The sequence below is a fragment of the Bacillus sp. FSL W8-0848 genome, assembly GCF_038007805.1.
GTDB classification, from domain to species: Bacteria; Bacillota; Bacilli; order Bacillales; family Bacillaceae; genus Bacillus; species Bacillus glycinifermentans.
In genome coordinates this window covers 3,859,993-3,879,341 of the sequence record NZ_JBBOYB010000001.1, presented here as the reverse complement: position 1 = coordinate 3,879,341, position 19,349 = coordinate 3,859,993, and the positions used below count along the sequence as shown (strand labels likewise).

16 protein-coding genes and 1 pseudogene are annotated in these 19,349 nt (G+C 46.3%); 11 read left to right on the top strand and 6 right to left on the bottom strand.

What is annotated here, in order from left to right; translation table 11 throughout:
• Positions 1-128 precede the first annotated feature (128 nt).
• The 3 genes from NSQ39_RS20305 to NSQ39_RS20295 are packed head-to-tail and all read left to right on the top strand — an operon-like array spanning position 129 to position 2,543.
• Positions 129-359: a FeoA family protein gene (locus NSQ39_RS20305; RefSeq protein ID WP_373688007.1), complete on the top strand. Its 231-nt coding sequence runs from the start codon at positions 129-131 to the stop codon at positions 357-359.
• Complete coding sequence (feoB, locus tag NSQ39_RS20300; RefSeq protein WP_175075935.1) at positions 356-2,368, top strand: ferrous iron transport protein B; 2,013 nt, start codon at positions 356-358, stop codon at positions 2,366-2,368. The genes NSQ39_RS20305 and feoB overlap by 4 nt, the downstream gene beginning before the upstream one ends.
• A gap of 16 nt (positions 2,369-2,384) precedes the next feature.
• Positions 2,385-2,543, top strand: coding sequence for a FeoB-associated Cys-rich membrane protein (locus NSQ39_RS20295; protein ID WP_046130543.1), 159 nt, complete (start codon positions 2,385-2,387; stop codon positions 2,541-2,543).
• Positions 2,544-2,825: 282 nt separating this feature from the next.
• Here NSQ39_RS20295 and NSQ39_RS20290 read toward each other — a convergent pair whose 3' ends face one another.
• Positions 2,826-3,797, bottom strand: a complete 972-nt coding sequence (locus tag NSQ39_RS20290; RefSeq protein WP_175075936.1) for an iron-hydroxamate ABC transporter substrate-binding protein — start codon at positions 3,795-3,797, stop codon at positions 2,826-2,828.
• 159 nt (positions 3,798-3,956) lie between these two features.
• On the opposite strand from NSQ39_RS20290, the gene NSQ39_RS20285 reads away from it, so the two are divergent.
• From NSQ39_RS20285 to yidA, 4 genes are all read left to right on the top strand, one after another.
• Complete coding sequence (locus NSQ39_RS20285; RefSeq protein WP_046130541.1) at positions 3,957-4,421, top strand: hypothetical protein; 465 nt, start codon at positions 3,957-3,959, stop codon at positions 4,419-4,421.
• Positions 4,422-4,571: 150 nt separating this feature from the next.
• The gene (locus NSQ39_RS20280; protein ID WP_175075937.1) at positions 4,572-5,222 is read left to right on the top strand and encodes an MtnX-like HAD-IB family phosphatase; all 651 of its coding nucleotides are present in this window, start codon (positions 4,572-4,574) and stop codon (positions 5,220-5,222) included.
• On the top strand, positions 5,222-6,271 hold the full coding sequence (locus NSQ39_RS20275; protein ID WP_175075938.1) for an iron-containing alcohol dehydrogenase family protein: 1,050 nt from the start codon (positions 5,222-5,224) through the stop codon (positions 6,269-6,271). The genes NSQ39_RS20280 and NSQ39_RS20275 overlap by 1 nt, the downstream gene beginning before the upstream one ends.
• Before the next feature lie 155 nt (positions 6,272-6,426).
• Complete coding sequence (yidA, locus tag NSQ39_RS20270; protein WP_175075939.1) at positions 6,427-7,239, top strand: sugar-phosphatase; 813 nt, start codon at positions 6,427-6,429, stop codon at positions 7,237-7,239.
• A gap of 34 nt (positions 7,240-7,273) precedes the next feature.
• Here yidA and NSQ39_RS20265 read toward each other — a convergent pair.
• Positions 7,274-8,812: pseudogene (locus NSQ39_RS20265) on the bottom strand (ABC-F family ATP-binding cassette domain-containing protein).
• Positions 8,813-9,239: 427 nt separating this feature from the next.
• Here NSQ39_RS20265 and htpG point away from each other — a divergent pair.
• A complete protein-coding gene (htpG, locus tag NSQ39_RS20260; protein ID WP_046130536.1) occupies positions 9,240-11,120 on the top strand; it encodes a molecular chaperone HtpG in 1,881 nt (626 codons plus the stop codon).
• A gap of 151 nt (positions 11,121-11,271) precedes the next feature.
• Here htpG and glpT read toward each other — a convergent pair whose 3' ends face one another.
• The 4 genes from glpT to NSQ39_RS20240 all read right to left on the bottom strand — a co-directional run bounded on the left by glpT (position 11,272) and on the right by NSQ39_RS20240 (position 15,554).
• Positions 11,272-12,633, bottom strand: coding sequence for a glycerol-3-phosphate transporter (gene glpT, locus NSQ39_RS20255; protein ID WP_046130535.1), 1,362 nt, complete (start codon positions 12,631-12,633; stop codon positions 11,272-11,274).
• Positions 12,634-12,653: 20 nt separating this feature from the next.
• Positions 12,654-13,517, bottom strand: coding sequence for a glycerophosphodiester phosphodiesterase (locus tag NSQ39_RS20250; protein WP_175075983.1), 864 nt, complete (start codon positions 13,515-13,517; stop codon positions 12,654-12,656).
• A gap of 270 nt (positions 13,518-13,787) precedes the next feature.
• Complete coding sequence (locus NSQ39_RS20245; protein WP_046130534.1) at positions 13,788-14,723, bottom strand: aldo/keto reductase; 936 nt, start codon at positions 14,721-14,723, stop codon at positions 13,788-13,790.
• Positions 14,724-14,798: 75 nt separating this feature from the next.
• The gene (locus NSQ39_RS20240) at positions 14,799-15,554 is read right to left on the bottom strand and encodes a DeoR/GlpR family DNA-binding transcription regulator (protein WP_046130533.1); all 756 of its coding nucleotides are present in this window, start codon (positions 15,552-15,554) and stop codon (positions 14,799-14,801) included.
• A gap of 409 nt (positions 15,555-15,963) precedes the next feature.
• On the opposite strand from NSQ39_RS20240, the gene iolA reads away from it, so the two are divergent.
• The 3 genes from iolA to iolC all read left to right on the top strand — a co-directional run bounded on the left by iolA (position 15,964) and on the right by iolC (position 19,323).
• A complete protein-coding gene (gene iolA, locus NSQ39_RS20235; protein ID WP_046130532.1) occupies positions 15,964-17,427 on the top strand; it encodes a methylmalonate-semialdehyde dehydrogenase in 1,464 nt (487 codons plus the stop codon).
• Positions 17,428-17,502: 75 nt separating this feature from the next.
• On the top strand, positions 17,503-18,318 hold the full coding sequence (gene iolB / locus NSQ39_RS20230; protein ID WP_046130531.1) for a 5-deoxy-glucuronate isomerase: 816 nt from the start codon (positions 17,503-17,505) through the stop codon (positions 18,316-18,318).
• A gap of 27 nt (positions 18,319-18,345) precedes the next feature.
• Positions 18,346-19,323, top strand: coding sequence for a 5-dehydro-2-deoxygluconokinase (gene iolC, locus NSQ39_RS20225; protein WP_046130530.1), 978 nt, complete (start codon positions 18,346-18,348; stop codon positions 19,321-19,323).
• Positions 19,324-19,349: the final 26 nt, after the last annotated feature.

The following is a 19,349-nucleotide window of genomic DNA, read 5'->3' as shown; positions in this document are numbered from 1 at the left end:
AATCCAAGCGGAAAATCGACAGATTTTCCGCTGTTTTTTTTGCTAAAATATTCACTTGCTTTTTAAATGACGAGTTACCTATAATCATAATATGATAACGAGAATCATTTTCATCAATGGAGGCACCGATGATGGTTTTAGCAGAATTGAATCAAAGGGATAAAGCGAGAATCATAGATTTTTCAGACGTCAATGAGCTGGTGCAGCAGCGGCTGATTCATCTCGGAGTAAAAGAAGACACAGAGATTTGTATGAAGCGGAAACTGCCGTTCGGCGGGCCGTGTATGTTTGAAACATCCGGGCAATCGATCGGCATTCGATTAACCGATGCGAAAAAAATAAAGGTTGAAAAACGATGACTGGACAGCAAATTGCGCTTTTTGGAAACCCGAATACGGGAAAAACCTCATTATTTAATGCATTGACAGGTTCCTATGAATACGTGGGGAACTGGAGCGGCGTCACCGTCGAGAAAAAAGTCGGAAGGATCCGCAATAAAAAAGGGATGATGATTGATCTTCCCGGCGTATATACGTTAAGCCCCCTGTCGCGGGATGAAGGGGTTGTCACCGATTTCTTATTGCACGAGCCGTTTACCGAAGTCTTAAATATTGTGGATGCTTCTCAATTAAAACGAAACCTCCATTTGACGGTACAACTTCTCGAATTCGGGAAACCGCTGACGATCGGTTTAAATATGACAGATGTGGCCAGGCAGCGCGGCATCATCGTCAATCATGCCGGCTTGTCAAAACAGCTTGGCGTTCCGGTCATTCCGATCATCGCCCGGAACGGCACAGGGTGCGACGAACTCAGCCGCCATCTGCTGTCGCGGAACGGCGAAGGGCAAAAGCCGCTGGTGATCGATTACGGCAGCGTGTTGGAGCAGGCAATTCGTCAGCTTGAAACAGTGATACCGGAACGGCCCGGCGTTCCGAAGCGCTGGATGGCCCTTCAATATTTAGAAGGCAATTCGAAAATGAAGGAGCAGCTGGAGTCTTCGGCTGATCAAGCCGCCTTGGAAAAGATCCGCCAGGCGGCCGAAGAAGAAATCGTGAAAGAGAAAACGGCGAAGCCCTTGCACCAGCACATTTACCATGTCAGGGAACAGTATATCGAACGCGTGATTTCGAACTCCGTTCAATTCGAATCAAGCGGAAAACGGACGTTAACCGAGCGGGTTGACGCGATTGTGACCCATCATGTGCTGGGGATTCCGATTTTCCTCGGATTCATGTATCTCATGTTTATGCTGACGTTCGACTGGCTCGGCGTCCCGCTGTCTGATGCGCTTGACGGATGGATGAGCGGTCCGCTGACAGACTGGACGTCTTCGGTTTTAGCGGCGGCTGGGGCGAGCACGTTCATCAAAGCGTTGATTCTCGACGGGATTATTGCCGGGGTCGGCGGTGTTCTCGTATTCGTACCGCAAATATTCATTCTGTTTTTCTTTATATCGCTCCTTGAAGATTCGGGATATATGGCGAGAGTCGCGATGGTGATGGACCGTCTGATGGAGGCGATCGGCTTAAACGGAAAAGCATTCATTCCGCTTATCATCGGCTTCGGCTGCAATGTGCCGGGCGTCATGGCGGCCAGAACCGTTGAGCAGCCGAAAGAGAGGCTGTTGACCATCATGCTGACGCCTTTTATGTCTTGTTCGGCGCGGCTTCCGGTATACGCGCTGTTTGCCGGAGCCTTTTTTGCGGCTCACCAGGCGCTGGTCGTGCTTTCCTTATACGTCCTTGGCATCGCAGCAGCATTGGCGCTGGCAGCCTTTTTATCTTCGTCCAAGCTGAAGGAAGAAAAGTCGTTCTTTGTCATCGAACTGCCGCCGTACCGTCTGCCGCAGGCCCGTACGCTATGGCGGTCGACGTGGGAAAAAGGAAAAGGATTTGTCCGCAAAGCCGGGACATATATTTTTGGCGGGTCTGTCCTCATTTGGATCTTGTCTTATACAGGACCGGGCGGAACGGGAGTAGAAATGGATCACAGCTTTTTGGCAATGATCGGCGGCGTAATTGCCCCGCTGCTTGCGCCGCTCGGCTTTGGAACGTGGCAGGCCGCCGCATCGCTGTTAACGGGATTTCTCGCCAAAGAAGTCGTCGTCGCTTCAATGAGCATTATTTACTTTGTGCCAGAATCACAATTGCAGGGGGTCATGGCGCATCAATTTTCGCCTTTGGCAGCGTACGGATTTATGGCATTTGTGCTGTTGTATGTTCCGTGCCTGGCGACAGTAGCCGTGATAAAAAAAGAGACAACCTCGAAAAAATGGATGTTTTTGTCGATTTTATACGGTCTGGCGACCGCTTACGCCTTGACATTCGTGATTTATCAGGGCGGAAAATTGCTGGGGCTATCATAAGGAGGGATCTGGCGGTATGCTGTTTAATATTACGGTCGGGACGCTCATCTTCGGATATGCGGCTTGGACGCTGTTTAAGTTTGTAAAAAGAAGCCGGAAAGGAAAATGTGCCGCCTGTGAGCTTAATCGCACATGCCAATCCGCCTGTGACGACGTGAAAATGAAAAACAGTTGAGATTGTCTCAGCTGTTTTTTTATGTCCGCACTTCGCTCATAAGGGCATGGGTATTTTCTTCCGAATCCTTGTAGTTCTCATTCCAAATTTTACGGTGTTTTAAATCCATTGCCATTATCCACTCCTATTAAAGTAATATAGGTATTATTAGGTTAACTTATATTAATTTCCTTTTTTTGCTTGAAAAATAAAAAAGCAGTGTGATTTCAATTGCGAAATCCACTGCTTTTATCATGTATCTTATACTAACAACGCAATATAGTTCGGTTGGAAGCGCCTTTTTTATTTTTTCTGATTTTCCTTCTCGCGCTTCACCAGCATATCAGTAATCAAATCGATCTGCCTGCTGACAGAGATCGGATCGTATGGATAGAAGGTGTCAAAGTCATTGATGAAAACGCGGTTGTTTTTAACGGCGTCAAGGTTTTTCCAAACTGCAGATTCCTTCAGCTTGTCGAGCGTTTTGCTGTCTCCGTTCGGATTGTAGTCGGTAACGAACATGTAGTCAGCCGCATATTCAGGCACGACTTCAAGCGAAAGTTCTTTCATTTCCCCGGTTTTGATGACGTCTTTTTCGATTTTTTCAGGGGCTTTTAAGCCGAGGGCATTATAGACGGCTTGGCCTCCGCGGCCTCCGTTGTCGTTGAATACCCAGAACTTTCCTTTATCCGTGTTTTCGTAAATTCCGAATGTGGCGTTTTTATCGATGACTTTATCAATTTTTTTCCTTGCGGCCTTCGCTTTTTGATCAAAATCGGCAAGGAATTGTTCCGCTTCTGTTTTTGCACCCGCGATATCGCCGAACATCTTTACGGTTTCCTGAACGTTTTTGGCGGTGTTGTAAGGGATGACGACAGTCGGCGCGATTTTAGAAAGCTTGTCATAATTGTCATCTTTCATGACGACGATTAAATCAGGCTTCAGCTTCATCACTTTTTCGATGTTGATCGGGTCGCCCACATCAGTGACATCCTTCATTTTATCCTTTAAAAATGGGTTTGTAAAAGACCAGGACCCGGAGCCGACAACGTTCGCGCCTACTGAGAACAGCTCCCCTGCGTAAAAGTCTGTGACGATCCGTTTTGGCTTGACGGGAATTTTTACATTGCCGCGTGTCGATTTATAGGTTCTTGTCGCCGCCTCGGCAGCCCCTTTTTCACTGCCGGTGTTCCCGTTGGACTGTGACGAGCTGCAAGCGCTGACGAACAAACATAATATCATAATCAATCCGATAATAAACGAACGCTTTTTCATTTGACCCTCCGTATATATGTATATAATTGATAATGATTCGCATTATCAAAGTAAATATAGCAGAAAAAGTCCTCATTCGTCCATCACTTTTTTTGCTTTGTATGATGATTATTGTTTTGGATAATTTGTTACTATAAACAGAAAAGGATTGATCAAGAGATGGCGGAAACACATCCGATTATAAAAAAATTGCAGTTTAAGGACTTCGGGCAGCCTGTGCTCATCGTAAACGCGCCAGAGCCTTACAATGAAATCAAGGCAGCATTTCAAGGTGAAGTGCATGACAGGGCTGAAAATGGCAAATATGACTTTGTGCAAGTTTTTGGCACGGCAAATGAAGATCTGCAGGCATCAGCCCGGGAAGCGGAGCATCATGTGGCAGAGGATGGATTATTTTGGCTTTGCTATCCGAAAAAATCCTCCAAAGTGTACAAGGGTTCGGATTGCAGCCGCGAGACGGTAGCCGCATTGCTTGCTGATCAAGGCTATGAGCCGGTTCGCCAGATCGCAATTGATGATGATTGGTCTGCCCTGAGGTTTCGAAAAGCGGAAAAGATCAAGAAAATGAAACGGAAATTTGCCGTGACGGAAAAAGGGAAACAGCGTACTGGGAAAGAATCATAAACACTTGACGATGTATTTTTAGCCCGGCAGGAATGTTCACCTTGTGAAATAAAGGACACAAAAAAGAAATATCATCATGTTCAATATTTCACAAACTTCTGTATAATATATCTTATATTTTAAATTCCATAGAGAAAAGAGGTATGCAGCATGAAGGAATGGGCATTTGTATCAGACTTTGACGGGACGATTTCCAAACAGGACTTTTATTGGATGGTCATTGATAAATATTTTCCTGAAGGCCATGAATTGTTTAAAAAGTGGAAGGCGGGAGAATTAAAAGATATTGAATTTTTAGGCACCGTTTTCGCTTCAATCAATCAAAGCGAACAAACAATCATCGATGACATCCATTCCATTCCGATTGATGAGTATGTACCAGACTTCATTCAGCATGTCCGGGAAAATGGCGGCGACTTTTTCATTCTAAGCGCAGGAACAGATTATTATATTCATTATATTTTGAAAAAATACGGCATTAAAAATGTCGAGGTTTATTCAAATAAAGGCTTTTTTAAAGAAGACAACGTCCATACGACAATTGATAAAAACCATTGGCACTACTCTGAACGATATGGCATTGATAAATCAAAGGTTATACAAAGGTTGAAGGAACAGTATCAGACGATTTATTTCGCGGGTGACAGCGAACCTGATTCCCATCCGGCAAAGTTTGCGGATGTTACGTTTGCAAAAGACGCGCTCCAGGATATATTGCGTGAGCAGGATGTGCCGTTTGTAGCGGTTGAGACTTTCGAGGATATCGAACGGCACTTAAAGCAAAAAGGAATGATCGTCTAATGCCGCGCCGGGTGACGAATATCGCCATTCCATCGGTTTTGGATATTAGTGAAGGCGTATTTGGCCGGTTGGAGGCGATCTTGGAAAAGCACCAGTTTGATAAGGCCATTATGTTTTTTGATGACTTTTCATATCAGCAATATGAGAATTCATTAAAATCCGCTTTTCAAAAAGTCAAAGTCGAAGCCGTTAAACTGCCGTCCGGCCTCGATCTTCAGCAGCTGATTCAGAAAGCATTTTCCATCGGGAATTATGATGTCATGATCGCCATGGGCGGTGGATATGTCGTTGATTGCGGAAAATATATCGCTTTTTCAAAACGCACCCCGTTCATCAGCATTCCGACATCGGCATCCAACATCGGGTTTGCGAGCAGCAATTGCTCTCTTCTGGTCGAGGGCAAAAAAACGACGGTGCCGGCCCGGGTTCCTTATGGGATTATTGCCGATTTGAATATCATTCAAAAAGCACCAAAATGCTTTATTTTAGCCGGGATTGGAGACCTGATGTCCAATATTACCGCCCTTTATGATTGGGAATTTGAAGAGCGGCACGGAGCCGGCAATGTGAATGCGTTCGCGTCTATGCTCAGCAAAAAGGCAGTGAACAGTTTCGTCCGTACGCCGATGAAGGATATTAAACAGCCGATCTTTTTGAAAGAGTTGGTCAGTTCATTAACAATGGGCGGCATCGCCACGGAAATCAGCGGGAACAGCGCACCCATCAGCGGTTCAGAGCACCTGATATCCCATGCGCTCGATAAAATCTCAAAAAAACCGCAGATGCACGGTATACAAGTAGGGTTGGCCACCTATATAATGGCCCATGTCCAGGATCACCGTGCTGAGAGAATTGAAAAGGTGTTTACAAGAACGAGTTTTTTCGATTATGTAAAAACGCTTCATCTTGACAAACATGAATTTCGTGAAGCGATCAGCCTTTCCCACACGGTGAAGCCAAATCGTTATACATATTTGCATGAAAAGGCATACCGTGAAAAAGCGCTTCGTTTGCTTGATGAAGACCCCATTCTTCAAGACATATTTTAAGACATGCAAACAGTCTCCGCGAGAGGCTGTTTTTTTGCTGTGGGGGGTTTTCCGGATGATGTCATAAAGGAAAAGGCAAGGACTGTGGTAAAATAAAGGAGAAATAGGTCATAGGTATGAGTTTGAGGCACGATTTTAATCAGGGAGAGTGGAACATGTACAAACTAATCGCGATAGATATGGATGGAACATTGTTGAATGACCTTCATGAGGTAACAGAGGAAGTGCGTGATGCCCTTCATGCGGCGAAAGCGCAAGGCGTGAAGATCGTCCTTTGTACCGGACGCCCTCTCGGCGGAGTAAGCCGCTATCTGGAAGAACTGAATTTAAATGAAGATGGCGATTATGTTATCGCCTATAATGGCGCGCTTGTTCAAAATACGCATACACAGGAGGTCGTATCAGAGCTGACGCTTCGCTATGAAGATTTGAAATCTTTATATGAACTCAGCCAAACCCTTGATACCCCGATGCACTTTTTCGACTCATCTTATTTATATACGCCAAACCGCGATATCAGCCCCTATACAGTCTATGAATCAAACGTCACCCAGGTTCCGCTCCGTTTTCGGACGATGGAGGAGATACCGGAAGACATACTGGTGACGAAGGCGATGTATATTGATGAGCCGGGGAAGCTTGACAGGACCATCGCCGCTATACCGGAGGAAGTAAAGGAACGTTACACAATGGTGAAGAGTTCGCCGTTCTTTTACGAAATTCTTCATCCTGCGGCCAGTAAAGGAAATGCCGTTCGGCAGCTCGCCGATCTGTTAGGCGTCGCAAGAGAAGAGGTGATGACGATAGGTGACAACGGCAATGATCTGACAATGATCGAATGGGCAGGCTGCGGAGTTGCGATGGGGAATGCCATACCTGAGGTGAAGGCCTCTGCAAATTATGAAACGAAATCAAATAATGAAAACGGCGTTGCCCACGCCATTCACGAGCTTGTATTATCCAAATAAAAAAGCCGGCCTTTCGAAAAGGCCGGCTCTTTCTTTACTTGCGCCGCCAGTCTTCAATCTGCCAGACGTGCGTCACCCAGTCTTCATAAAAGGACGGTTCATGGGACACGAGCAAAATCGTTCCGCTATAGTTCGAGAGCGCTTTTTTTAAAGCGTGCTTTGCCGATCTGTCAAGGTGGTTCGTCGGTTCGTCAAGGACGAGCAGGTTGCTTCTTGAAAGCATCAGCTCCGCAAGCCGGACTTTTGCCTGTTCGCCTCCGCTGAGCGTGGCAAGCGGCTGGCTGATATGCTCCTGTGTCAAACCGGACATCGCCAGCGTCTGCCTGATGTCTTTTTCTGCTACATTCGGAAAGAGCGCCTGTACTTTTTCAAGCGGCGTCTCGCGTGAGGCGAGGCTTTCCTGTTTAAAATAAGCGGCCTGCAAATGCTGTCCTGCCGTGACAATGCCGCTTAAGGGCTTAAGCTCGCCTAGCAGCGTGTTGACAAGCGTCGATTTTCCGGCGCCGTTTTCTCCGACGATGGCGATTTTATCGCCCCGCTTTACAGTCAGGGAAAGCGGTTTGAATAATGGCACCGCATAACCGGCCTCAAGCTTTTCCGTCTTGAGCACGGTCATCGCCGGATTTCGCCCTGTCTGAAATGCAAAGCGGGGGGCGGGAGGATCTGCCGGTTTTTCGATTCGCTTGATTTTGCGCAACGTTTTTTCCCGGCTTTTTGCCTGCTTCGCCTTCCGGATTCGATTCCGGTCAATAAATGCTTCCAATTTTTCGATTTCCCTGCTTTGTTTGGCGTAAGCAGCTTCCATTTGCGCCCTGCTTTGTGCATATTCCTTCTGAAAGTATTGATAGTTCCCAGGGTAGCGCTTGATCGTTTGATGCTCCAAATGAAATGTCACCGTCGTGATCTCATTTAAAAAACGTTCGTCATGCGAGATGACGAGAAACGCGTGTTCATAGTGCTTCAAATATCCGGTAAGCCAGTCAATATGCGCTGCATCCAAATAGTTGGTCGGCTCATCCAATAAGAGCACATCTGGTTCCTCGAGCAAAAGCCTGGCCAGCAGCAGCTTTGTTCGCTGACCGCCGCTTAATGCCGTGACATCCTGATGAAGCCCGATCTCCGTCAGTCCGAGTCCTTGGGCCGCATCCTCGATTTTTGCGCCGATACGGTAAAACCCCGAAGCATCCAGTTCAGCCTGAAGCTCTCCGTATGTTTTCAGCATGGCGTCCAAGCCGTCTCCGGCGTTCGCCATCTTTTCGGCAAGCATATTCATTTTCTTTTCAGTTTCAAAAAGCCGTTCATAGGCTTTTTCCAGGTATTCCATGATGGTGGTGCCCGCCGTCAGCTCGGCGTGCTGCTTGAGAAAACCGGCCCGGATATTCGGATGCTATTCGATGTACCCGTCATCAGGCAGCAGGCTTCCGGTCAAAAGCCGGAACAATGTCGACTTTCCGGCGCCATTTGCCCCGACGAGGCCGGCATGCTCGCCTTTCAGCAAGCGGAAGCTGACATTCCGGAATATGATCCGGTCTCCGTACATATGGGTAAGGTTCGTTACATTGACAATACTCATGATCATTCTCTCCTTCAGGCTTATTTTTGAAAAACAAGCCATCTAAAGAGAACAGCGCGAAGCATCGCCATCCTGCCGGCAAAAAAAGCGGGTAAGGCAAATACACCTCACCCGCTACATATGAACATACAGCAAGAAAGGATGTGAAATCGTATCAAACTGTTCCCGAGATGGCTTGTCTAAAAAAGGGCAGACTTCTCCCGTCTTTAAGCCAATTCTCTTTTAAGAACAGTTGATAAGATTTTCATTCCTTTCCACCTCATGCAGTCAAAATTTCCTTCATTATCAAATTATATGAAGGACGGGTACGGATGTCAAATTGCTCATTTCCATTACATATTGACATCAATCAGACGGTATGTTATTTAAGATGTGAATAGGAAGGATATTGAAAAATCGTTTTCATCACAAAAAGGAGAGAGAAAAGATGGCTAAAAAAGAATTCAAAGCAGAATCCAAAAGATTGTTAGACATCATGATTAACTCAATTTACTCCCAAAAGGAAGTCTTTTTAAGGGAGCTGATCTCCAACGCGAGCGACGCCATCGATAAAATCTACTACAAAGCGCTCACGGATGATTCTTTAACATTTCACAAAGATGACTATTACATAAAAGTGAAGGCCGATAAGGAAAACAGAACATTGACCGTATCAGATACCGGGATCGGCATGACAAAAGAGGAGCTGGAAGAGCACCTCGGAACGATCGCAAAGAGCGGTTCGCTTGCGTTTAAGCAGGAAAATGAACTGAAAGACGGGCACGATATCATCGGCCAGTTCGGCGTCGGATTTTACGCCGCGTTTATGGTGGCTGATGTTGTCACCGTTATCACAAAGGCGCTTGGCAGCGATGAAGCGTATAAGTGGGAATCTGCGGGAGCCGACGGGTATACGATCGAGCCCTGCCAAAAAGATAACGTCGGTACAGACATCATTCTGAAACTGAAAGAAAATACGGATGATGAAAGTTATGATGAATACCTTGACGTGCACCGTTTAAGATCAATCATTAAATCGTATTCCGATTTCATCCGCTATCCGATCAAGATGGATGTCACCGTCAATAAGCCGAAAGAAGACGGCGAAAACGAATTCGAAGAAGTCCAGGAAGAGCAGACAGTCAACAGCATGGTGCCGATTTGGCGGAAAAATAAAAACGAGCTCACAAAAGAGGATTATGAAGCGTTTTATGCGGAAAAGCACTACGGTTTTGACAAACCGCTCGCCCATATTCATACGAGCGTCGACGGTGCAGTCAGATACCATGCCATATTGTTCGTACCGGAGAACATTCCGTTCAACTATTATTCAAAAGAATTTGAGAAAGGCCTGGAGCTGTATTCAAACGGGGTCTTGATCATGAACAAATGCCCGGATCTGCTCCCTGACCACTTCAGCTTTGTGAAGGGAATGGTAGATTCAGAGGATCTATCCCTCAACATTTCAAGAGAGATGCTCCAGCATGACCGCCAGCTCAAGCTGATCGCCAAAAACATCAGCAAGAAAATCAAAAATGAGCTGAAAAGCCTGCTGAAAAATGACAGGGAAAAATACGAGTCTTTTTATCAATCGTTCGGCAGACAGCTCAAGTTTGGCGTCTACAACGAATTCGGCGCCAACAAAGACATGCTGAAGGACTTGCTGCTGTTCTACTCTTCCAAAGAGAAAAAGCTTGTCACGCTGGATGAGTACGTATCGAGAATGCCTGAAGATCAGAAATTTATTTACTACGCGTCAGGAGACTCGTATGCCCGGATCGAAAAGCTTCCGCAAACTGAGCTCGTTTCGGAAAAAGGATACGAGATTTTATACTTTACCGAAGACATTGACGAGTTTGCCATTAAAATGCTGGGGCAGTATCAGGAGAAAGAATTCAAATCCGTCTCAAGCGGCGACCTCGGAATCGAGGCAGACGAAGACCAAAACAAATCTGATGCGGACGAGAAAGAGCACAAAGCCCTTTTCGATGAAATGAAAAGCATACTGGCCGACAAAGTCAAAAGCGTAAGGGCGTCAAAACGCCTGAAAACCCACTCTGTATGCCTTGCTGCCGACGGCGAAGTCACGATCGAAATGGAGAAAATTTTAAACGCCATGCCTGACAATCAGCATGTCAAAGCCGACAAAGTACTGGAGATCAATACAAATCACGACGTTTTCAAAACGCTTCAGGACGCTTTTGAAAGCGATAAAGAAAAATTCAAACTGTACACAGGCCTCCTGTACAACCAGGCCCTTCTCATCGAAGGTCTGCCGATCGAAGATCCTGTCGAGTTTACGAACGATATCTGCAAAGTAATGTCGTAAAAATAAGCTGCGTCTCGAGAAGCCTCGAGACGCAGCTTTTACTTTGCTTTTTTTTACGTCTTTGCCAAGGACAAGAATGCACCGGAAGTCTTGAAACTCTTCAGCAGCCAGCTCTTTGATATTGGGGGATCACCCATTTCTATCCTTTCACTTAATGCTTGACGACCTCCTGTCCACGAACATTCCAAGTCATCGCAAAGATGAGGGCAGCAATCGCGCAGGAAGCCGTTAATAAAGTAAATCCTGCGTTCCAGCCGGCTGCATCAACGATGGCTCCCATTAAAGCGTTGGCTGTCATCGTTCCGCCAAGGTAGCCGAACAGGCCTGTAAGCCCTGCGGCGGTTCCGGCTGCTTTTTTCGGTACAAAGTCAAGCGCCTGCAAGCCGATCAGCATGACCGGGCCGTAGATGAGAAATCCGATCGCAATCAAGGAAATCATGTCGACCAACGGATTTCCCGCAGGGTTGAACCAGTATACGAGCACGGCGATCAACACGCCGAGCATAAAGACAAAGCCGGCAGGTCCGCGGCGTCCTTTAAACCATTTATCAGAGATCCAGCCGCATAAAAGCGTTCCCGGAATACCCGCCCATTCATACAGAAAATAGGCAACGCTTGATTTGCTCATATCAAACCCTTTTTCTTCGCTTAAATAGGTAGGCGCCCAGTCCAATACGCCGTAGCGGACGAAATAGACAAAAATGTTCGCAAGTGCGATCGCCCAAACCCATTTATTATTTAATACGTATTTAAACAGGATTTCCTTTGTCGATAATTCGGTTTCAAACGTTTTTTTCGTTTTTGTTGAATAATCGTTGCGATATTCTTCAATCGGCGGCAGTCCGACAGACTGCGGCGTATCGCGGATTAAGAAATATGAGATAAATGCGATGACGATTGCGACGAGTGCAGGCAATATAAACACGCCTTCATATCCTGAAGAAGATGTGCCGGCGATTCCGGCGAATACTGCAACACCCGCAATGGCAATTGGAGCCATCAATCCGCCTCCGACATTGTGGGCGACGTTCCAGATCGCCGTTTTATTTCCCCTTTCGCTCACGCTGAACCAGTGAACGAGGACGCGTCCTGACGGAGGCCAGCCCATCCCCTGAAACCAGCCGTTTAAAAACAGCATAATAAACATGACGGCTACAGAAGAAGTAAAGAAAGGAACAAACCCCATAAGCAGGCTGATGATGGCGGAAAGAATCAAACCTGCCGGCAGGAACATTCTCGGATTGCTTCTGTCCGATATCGTCGCCATCACAAACTTGCTGATGCCGTAAGACAGCGAAAGGGCTGACAAGGCCAGGCCCAGCTGTGATTTTGAAAACCCTTCTTCGATAAAATACGGCATGGCGAGCGAGAAATTTTTGCGAATTAAATAGTATGCTGCATATCCGATGAAAATGCCGAGAAACACTTGCAGTCTGAATTTCTTATATTCAGCATCGATTTTTTCATCAGGCAATCTGTCAATCGGCGGTGCAGGTTTAAAAAGCTTAATCATGTTGTCCTCCTGTGTCTGTATTACTTGTTTTCGTTTAACACTTCATGCAGGCGATCGGGAAAGTTGGTGAACATTCCGGTGACGCCCCAATCGAACAGTCTCTGCATGTCTTCTTTTTCATTGACAGTATAAGGGTGAACGAGCAATCCGTGTTTGCGCACCTTTTGGACGTATGCTCGATCAATTTGATCAAAGTTCATCCCGAGACCGACGCTGTAAGATTGATACGCCTCAAGCTCGTCATCCGAAACGGCCGCCGGCCCATCGTACCAAAGCAGCTGCACAAGAGGGATGCCAGGGTCCAGGCGGTGAATGATCTTTAAGCTTTCAGTGCTGAACGATTGGATGATGACTTTGTTCGAATGAACGCTTGGCCCCGTTAATTTATATTTTTTTAGGATTTGCAGCAGCTTTTCTTCCATTTTTGGATAGACTTCGGGCGATTTTGTTTCAATATAATAGCGGGCGTTTCTGCCGAACTTTTGAATCACCTCTTCGAGCGTTGGAACCTTCAACCCGGCGTACTCATCTTTCGCCGATTCGGGATATTTTTTATTAAACCACGAGCCGGCATCCAGTTTTTTGATTTCTTTTAATGTATGATCTTTGACCGGTCCCGTTCCGTTTGTTGTGCGGTCCAGTGTTTCATCATGCATGGCAATCAATCGGCCGTCTTTTGTCATTTGCAGATCGATTTCTATGTAATCTCCTTTCATACGCTGTCCAAGCTCATAGGCTGATAGAGTATGTTCAGGGGCATGGCCCGATGCACCGCGGTGGGCGATGTTTAGTATTTTATTAGGATTGAGCGGTTTGGCGGCCGGTTGCGCAGCCTCCGCCTGAACGCCCGCTCCTAAGCCGGTTCCGATCAGAGCGGCGCACATGAATACACTGCGTAAAAGTCCTTTCACTTTGTTCGTTTCCCCTTTCTTTTTTTGGATCAAAAATTCACTTTCCCCCTTTGGATATGAATCTGCTAATAAAGCGACATAGAAAAAAGACCCCAAAAAAACCTCTGAAACTAAAGGGTTTTTCTGTGGATCTCCTGAATCTCCGTCACTATTATTAACTTAATCCCTATCATATCAGAGTTGGAAGCGCTGTCAATATTTTTTGTAAAAAAACCTATCATGGAAGATAGGTTTTTTAAATGTTTATTTTGCAAACAATTGGTCGATGTCATCGATATCGTCTTGAGACAGTTTGACATCAGCCGTTTTTAAGTTATCCAGCAGCTGGTCTGCGCGTTTTGCTCCCGGAATCAACATGTCAATCTCCGGTCTTGCAAGGTACCAGGCTAATACGACGTGAGCGATGTCAACATTGTGCTTCTCAGCGATCGGGACCAGCTCGTTCACTTTTCTGATATTTTCTTTAAAACGGTCGCTTTGGAAATGTTCCATCTCCCTGCGGAGGTCGCCTTCAGGGAATGTCGTGTCTTCTGTATATTTACCTGCGAGCAGTCCTGATACGAGCGGGAAGTACGGAACAAACGAAATATCATGCTCCTGGATATACGGGAAATAGGTCGTTTCCGCTTCCCTGTTCAACAGGTTGTATTCGCCTTGGAAAACATCAACAAGTCCGTCTTTATTCGCTTCTTTAAGCTGTTCGAGAGAGAAATTGGAGACGCCGATCGCCCGGATTTTCCCCGCTTTTTTCAGCTCGTTGAGCGCTTGGACGGCTTCATCTTTCGGCGTATGTTCGTCTGGGAAGTGAATGTAGAAGAGATCGATGTAATCTGTTTGCAGACGCTGTAAGCTCTCGTCCACAGACTTCTTCAAAAATGCCGGAGAGTTGTCAAAGACAAAATCGTTTCCTTCTTTCCTGTGAGCCGCTTTCGTTGCAATCACAACATCTTCGCGGTTGAATTCGCGGAGGACTTCACCGATCAGCTCCTCAGAACGGCCGATTCCGTATATGTATGCAGTATCCAGCATCGTCACGCCGTTTTTGAGCGCTTCCCTAACCAGTTCTTTTCCCGTTTCTTCATTCAGGTTCGGATAGAGGTTATGGCCGCCGACTGCATTTGTTCCCAAACCGATCGGAAATACGTGAAGATCAGACTTGCCCATTCTTACTTTTTTCATCGTTTCCCCTCCAAAAAATTAATAGACAGACTTGACCGGCCCGGCCGGCCAAGTTGTTCTCTTTCACTATAAACGCTATGCAAGATGGATTTCAATTTTATGCTCTTGGCAGAACTGATTGTAATCCTCATCAAGAGGCTTGGATGTTACAATGGCGTGCAGCCTGTCAAAGCGCGCATACGTCAGCAAGGTTGATTTGCCGAATTTGGAGTGGTCAGCCAGCAAATAGACTTCCTTTGCTTTTTCAGAAATCTTCTTTTTGATTTCATATTCGAGCAAATCGGAGTTTGTCAGCCCGTGTGTCAAAGTTGCTCCTGTGGCCGACATGAAGGCTTTGTTGATGTTGTATTTATCCAATGTCCCCGGATCATCCATCCCGACAAAGGACTGCGTTTTCCGCTTAAAGTTGCTGCCGATGATAATAAGGTTTATGTTTTTCAAGGCTGCCGCGGCATTGATAATATCAAGACTGTTCGTTAAAACGGTTACATTTTTATTTGGATCAAGCGTTTCTAAAATGGACCGCGTCGTCGTCCCGGAATCGATAAAGACGAGATCGTGATCTTCGATAAACCGTGAAGCGTAATGTGCGATTTTCGTTTTGGCGTCTTTATTTTGGATTGTGCGATTTTCGAAAGGGATCAAAACCGTTTTTTCAATCGCCGTCACGCCGCCGTATACCTTTTTGATAACCCCTTTCTCAGTCAATTTGTTGATATCGCGTCTGACCGTGTTTTTAGAAACATTAAAGACCTGGCACAGTTCGTCTAATGAAACGGTGCCATTTGTCAAAATATACTCTTCCATCTCCTTTATCCGCATCAATTTCATATTTTAAAATCTCCTTCATGGAATCTTTAATTAAAATATAGATAAAAACCAAGAGTTAATCAATAATTGCTTAAGAAATGATAACATTGGTGATTATTTTTTGCAAGGATTGGCTGTATTCCATATTATTACACATATATTATACTAAGATTTTCAAGGAAAAATTTATTTTTTTAATGATTGACTTATGGGTATGATCGGATTAGAATATAACCAAGAAGTGACCAAAACGTGATAATTTTTATGAAATGTTGAGCTTAAAAAGGCTTTACATATCGTTTTCGGTTCTTTTATTGTAGCGAAGTTAGTTGTTTTTTTGTAAGCGTTTAATTTTTTTCGAATCGGTCATGCATGCCGTCTATGACGCCCTATCTGTACCAGAGGATTAATAATTAAGGAGGTTATAAGAATGGCAGAAATCAGAAAGTTAAGAAACTATATTAATGGCGAATGGGTTGAAAGCAAAACCGATAAATACGAAGATGTCGTCAATCCTGCAACGAAAGAAGTACTGTGCCAGGTGCCGATCTCCACGCGGGAGGATATAGAATACGCCGCCCAAACAGCGGCGGAAGCGTTCAAAACTTGGTCGAAAATAGCCGTGCCGCGCCGGGCGAGAATCCTATTTAACTATCACCAGCTTTTGACTCAGCATAAAGAAGAGCTTGCCCGCCTGATCACGATCGAAAACGGAAAAAACACAAAAGAAGCGCTTGGCGAAGTGGGACGCGGGATCGAAAATGTCGAATTTGCCGCGGGGGCTCCGTCTTTAATGATGGGTGATTCGCTCGCAACGATCGCAACTGACGTTGAAGCGGCAAACTATCGCTATCCGGTTGGTGTCGTCGGCGGAATTGCCCCGTTCAACTTCCCGATGATGGTTCCGTGCTGGATGTTCCCGATGGCGATTGCTTTAGGAAACACGTTTATTTTGAAACCGTCCGAGCGCACGCCGCTGTTGACGGAGAAGCTGGTTGAGCTGTTTGAAGAAGCCGGACTTCCAAAAGGCGTATTCAATGTGGTATACGGCGCGCATGATGTCGTCAACGGCATCTTGGAGCACCCGGAAATTAAAGCAATTTCATTTGTCGGCTCCAAACCGGTCGGAGAGTATGTTTATAAAAAAGGAAGCGAGCATTTGAAACGCGTTCAATCGTTGACGGGAGCCAAAAACCATACGATTGTGCTGAACGACGCCAACCTGGAGGATACGGTGACAAATATCATCGGCGCAGCCTTCGGTTCTGCCGGAGAACGCTGCATGGCCTGTGCGGTTGTAACCGTAGAGGAAGATATCGCCGATGCATTTATGGAAAAATTGGTTGAGAAAGCGTCCGAAGTCAAAATCGGAAACGGCTTGGATGACGGTGTATTCTTAGGCCCGGTCATTCGCGAAGAAAACAGAAAGCGCACGCTCGGATATATCGAAAAAGGGATTGCAGAAGGCGCCAGACTCGTCTGTGACGGACGCGGAAACGTATCTGACGAAGGTTATTTCGTCGGCCCGACGATCTTCGACAATGTGACAACCGATATGACGATTTGGAAAGACGAAATTTTCGCGCCGGTTCTGTCGGTTATCCGCGTGAAAAACTTAAAAGAAGCGATTGAGATCGCCAACAAATCTGAATTTGCAAACGGTGCATGCCTGTTTACCTCAAATTCCAACGCGATCCGCTATTTCCGCGAAAACATTGATGCGGGCATGCTCGGGATCAACCTTGGCGTTCCGGCTCCAATGGCATTCTTCCCATTCTCAGGCTGGAAGTCATCGTTCTTTGGAACGCTGCATGCTAACGGAAAAGACAGCGTCGATTTCTATACGCGCAAAAAAGTCGTAACTGCAAGATATCCGGCGCCTGATTTCAACTAAACAGATCATTTCCGAACGGCGTGAATCCCGCGCTGTTCGGTCCATGTTTCAAGATATAAAAAGGAGGCTGTTTCAATGAGTCATTTGCTGCGCAAGCCGCAGGCGGTTGAGCTTTCTCAAGGCGTGAAGGTTGTACACGAAGTCAAAACGTCAAATTCGGATCTTCAATATGTGGAATTTAAAGTCATCGATCTCGCACCCGGCGCCCGCTACTCGGAGGAATTAAACAAACAGGAATGCTGCATCGTCGCGGTTACCGGAAAAATCACGGTGTCTGATCGAGATGTGACATTTGAGAACATCGGCACGAGGGACAGCGTGTTTGAAAAAAAACCGACGGACAGCGTCTATGTGTCAAATGACCGCACGTTTGAAGTGACAGCGGTTACACAGGCGAGGATCGCCCTTTGTTATTCCCCTTCAGAAAAACAGCTGCCGACGAAATTGATTAAAGCGGAAGACAACGGCATTGAGCACCGCGGAAAATTCAGCAACAAACGGACCGTCCATAACATTCTTCCCGATTCAGACCCTTCGGCGAACAGCCTTTTGGTCGTCGAAGTCTACACCGAAAGCGGAAACTGGTCCAGTTATCCGCCGCATAAACACGATCAAGACAATCTGCCAGAAGAATCGTTTTTAGAAGAAACGTACTATCATGAGCTTGACCCTGCACAGGGCTTTGTATTCCAGCGCGTGTATACGGATGACCGCTCCATTGACGAGACGATGACCGTCGAGAATGAAAACGTTGTCATCGTGCCGGCGGGATATCATCCGGTGGGGGTTCCTGACGGCTATACATCCTACTATTTAAATGTCATGGCAGGACCTGTGCGCAAGTGGAAGTTTCATAACGATCCAGACCATGAATGGATCCTGGAACGCTAACAATCAGGCGAGGAGTGGCTGTTGAAGATGAAATATACGTTTAACGAAGAGAAGGAATTTGACATTGTGGCGATCGGCCGCGCATGCATTGATTTGAACGCTGTCGAATACAACCGGCCGATGGAAGAAACGATGACGTTTTCGAAATATGTCGGCGGCTCGCCGGCCAACATTGCGATCGGCAGCTCAAAGTTGGGATTGAAAGCCGGCTTTATCGGCAAGATTCCGGATGACCAGCATGGCAGATTTATAGAATCATATATGAGAAAAACGGGCGTCGACACCTCTCAAATGGTCGTTGACAAAGAGGGGCATAAGGCGGGTCTTGCCTTTACCGAAATCAAAAGCCCCGAAGAGTGCAGCATTTTAATGTACCGGGATGATGTTGCAGACCTTTACCTCGAACCTTCAGAGGTAGACGAAGGCTACATCGCCAAATCGAAGATGCTCCTTGTCTCCGGTACGGCGCTGGCAAAAAGTCCGTCGCGCGAAGCGGTTTTAAAAGCGGTGAATCTTGCGAAAAAACATCGCGTCAAAGTCGTATTTGAGCTTGACTACCGCCCGTATACATGGACATCACAGGAAGAGACTTCGGTTTACTATACGCTGGTTGCCGAGCAGTCTGACATCGTTATCGGTACGCGCGATGAATTTGACGTGATGGAAAACAAGAGCCGGGGAAGCAACAAAGAGTCTGTCCAGCATTTATTCGGGCACTCTGCAGACCTCGTCGTCATCAAGCACGGTGTGGACGGCTCATACGCCTACAGCAAATCGGGTGAGGTCTTCCGCGCAAAAGCCTATAAAACAAAGGTCTTGAAAACATTCGGGGCGGGCGATTCGTATGCTTCGGCCTTTATCTACGGCCTCGTGACAGGAAAGACAATCGAAACGGCTTTGAAATACGGAAGCGCCTCAGCCTCTATTGTCGTCAGCAAGCATAGCTCATCAGAAGCCATGCCGACCGTTGAAGAAATCGAACAGCTTATTGCGGCACAGTCTTAAAAAAGAACGAATAAAGGTGGGATCGT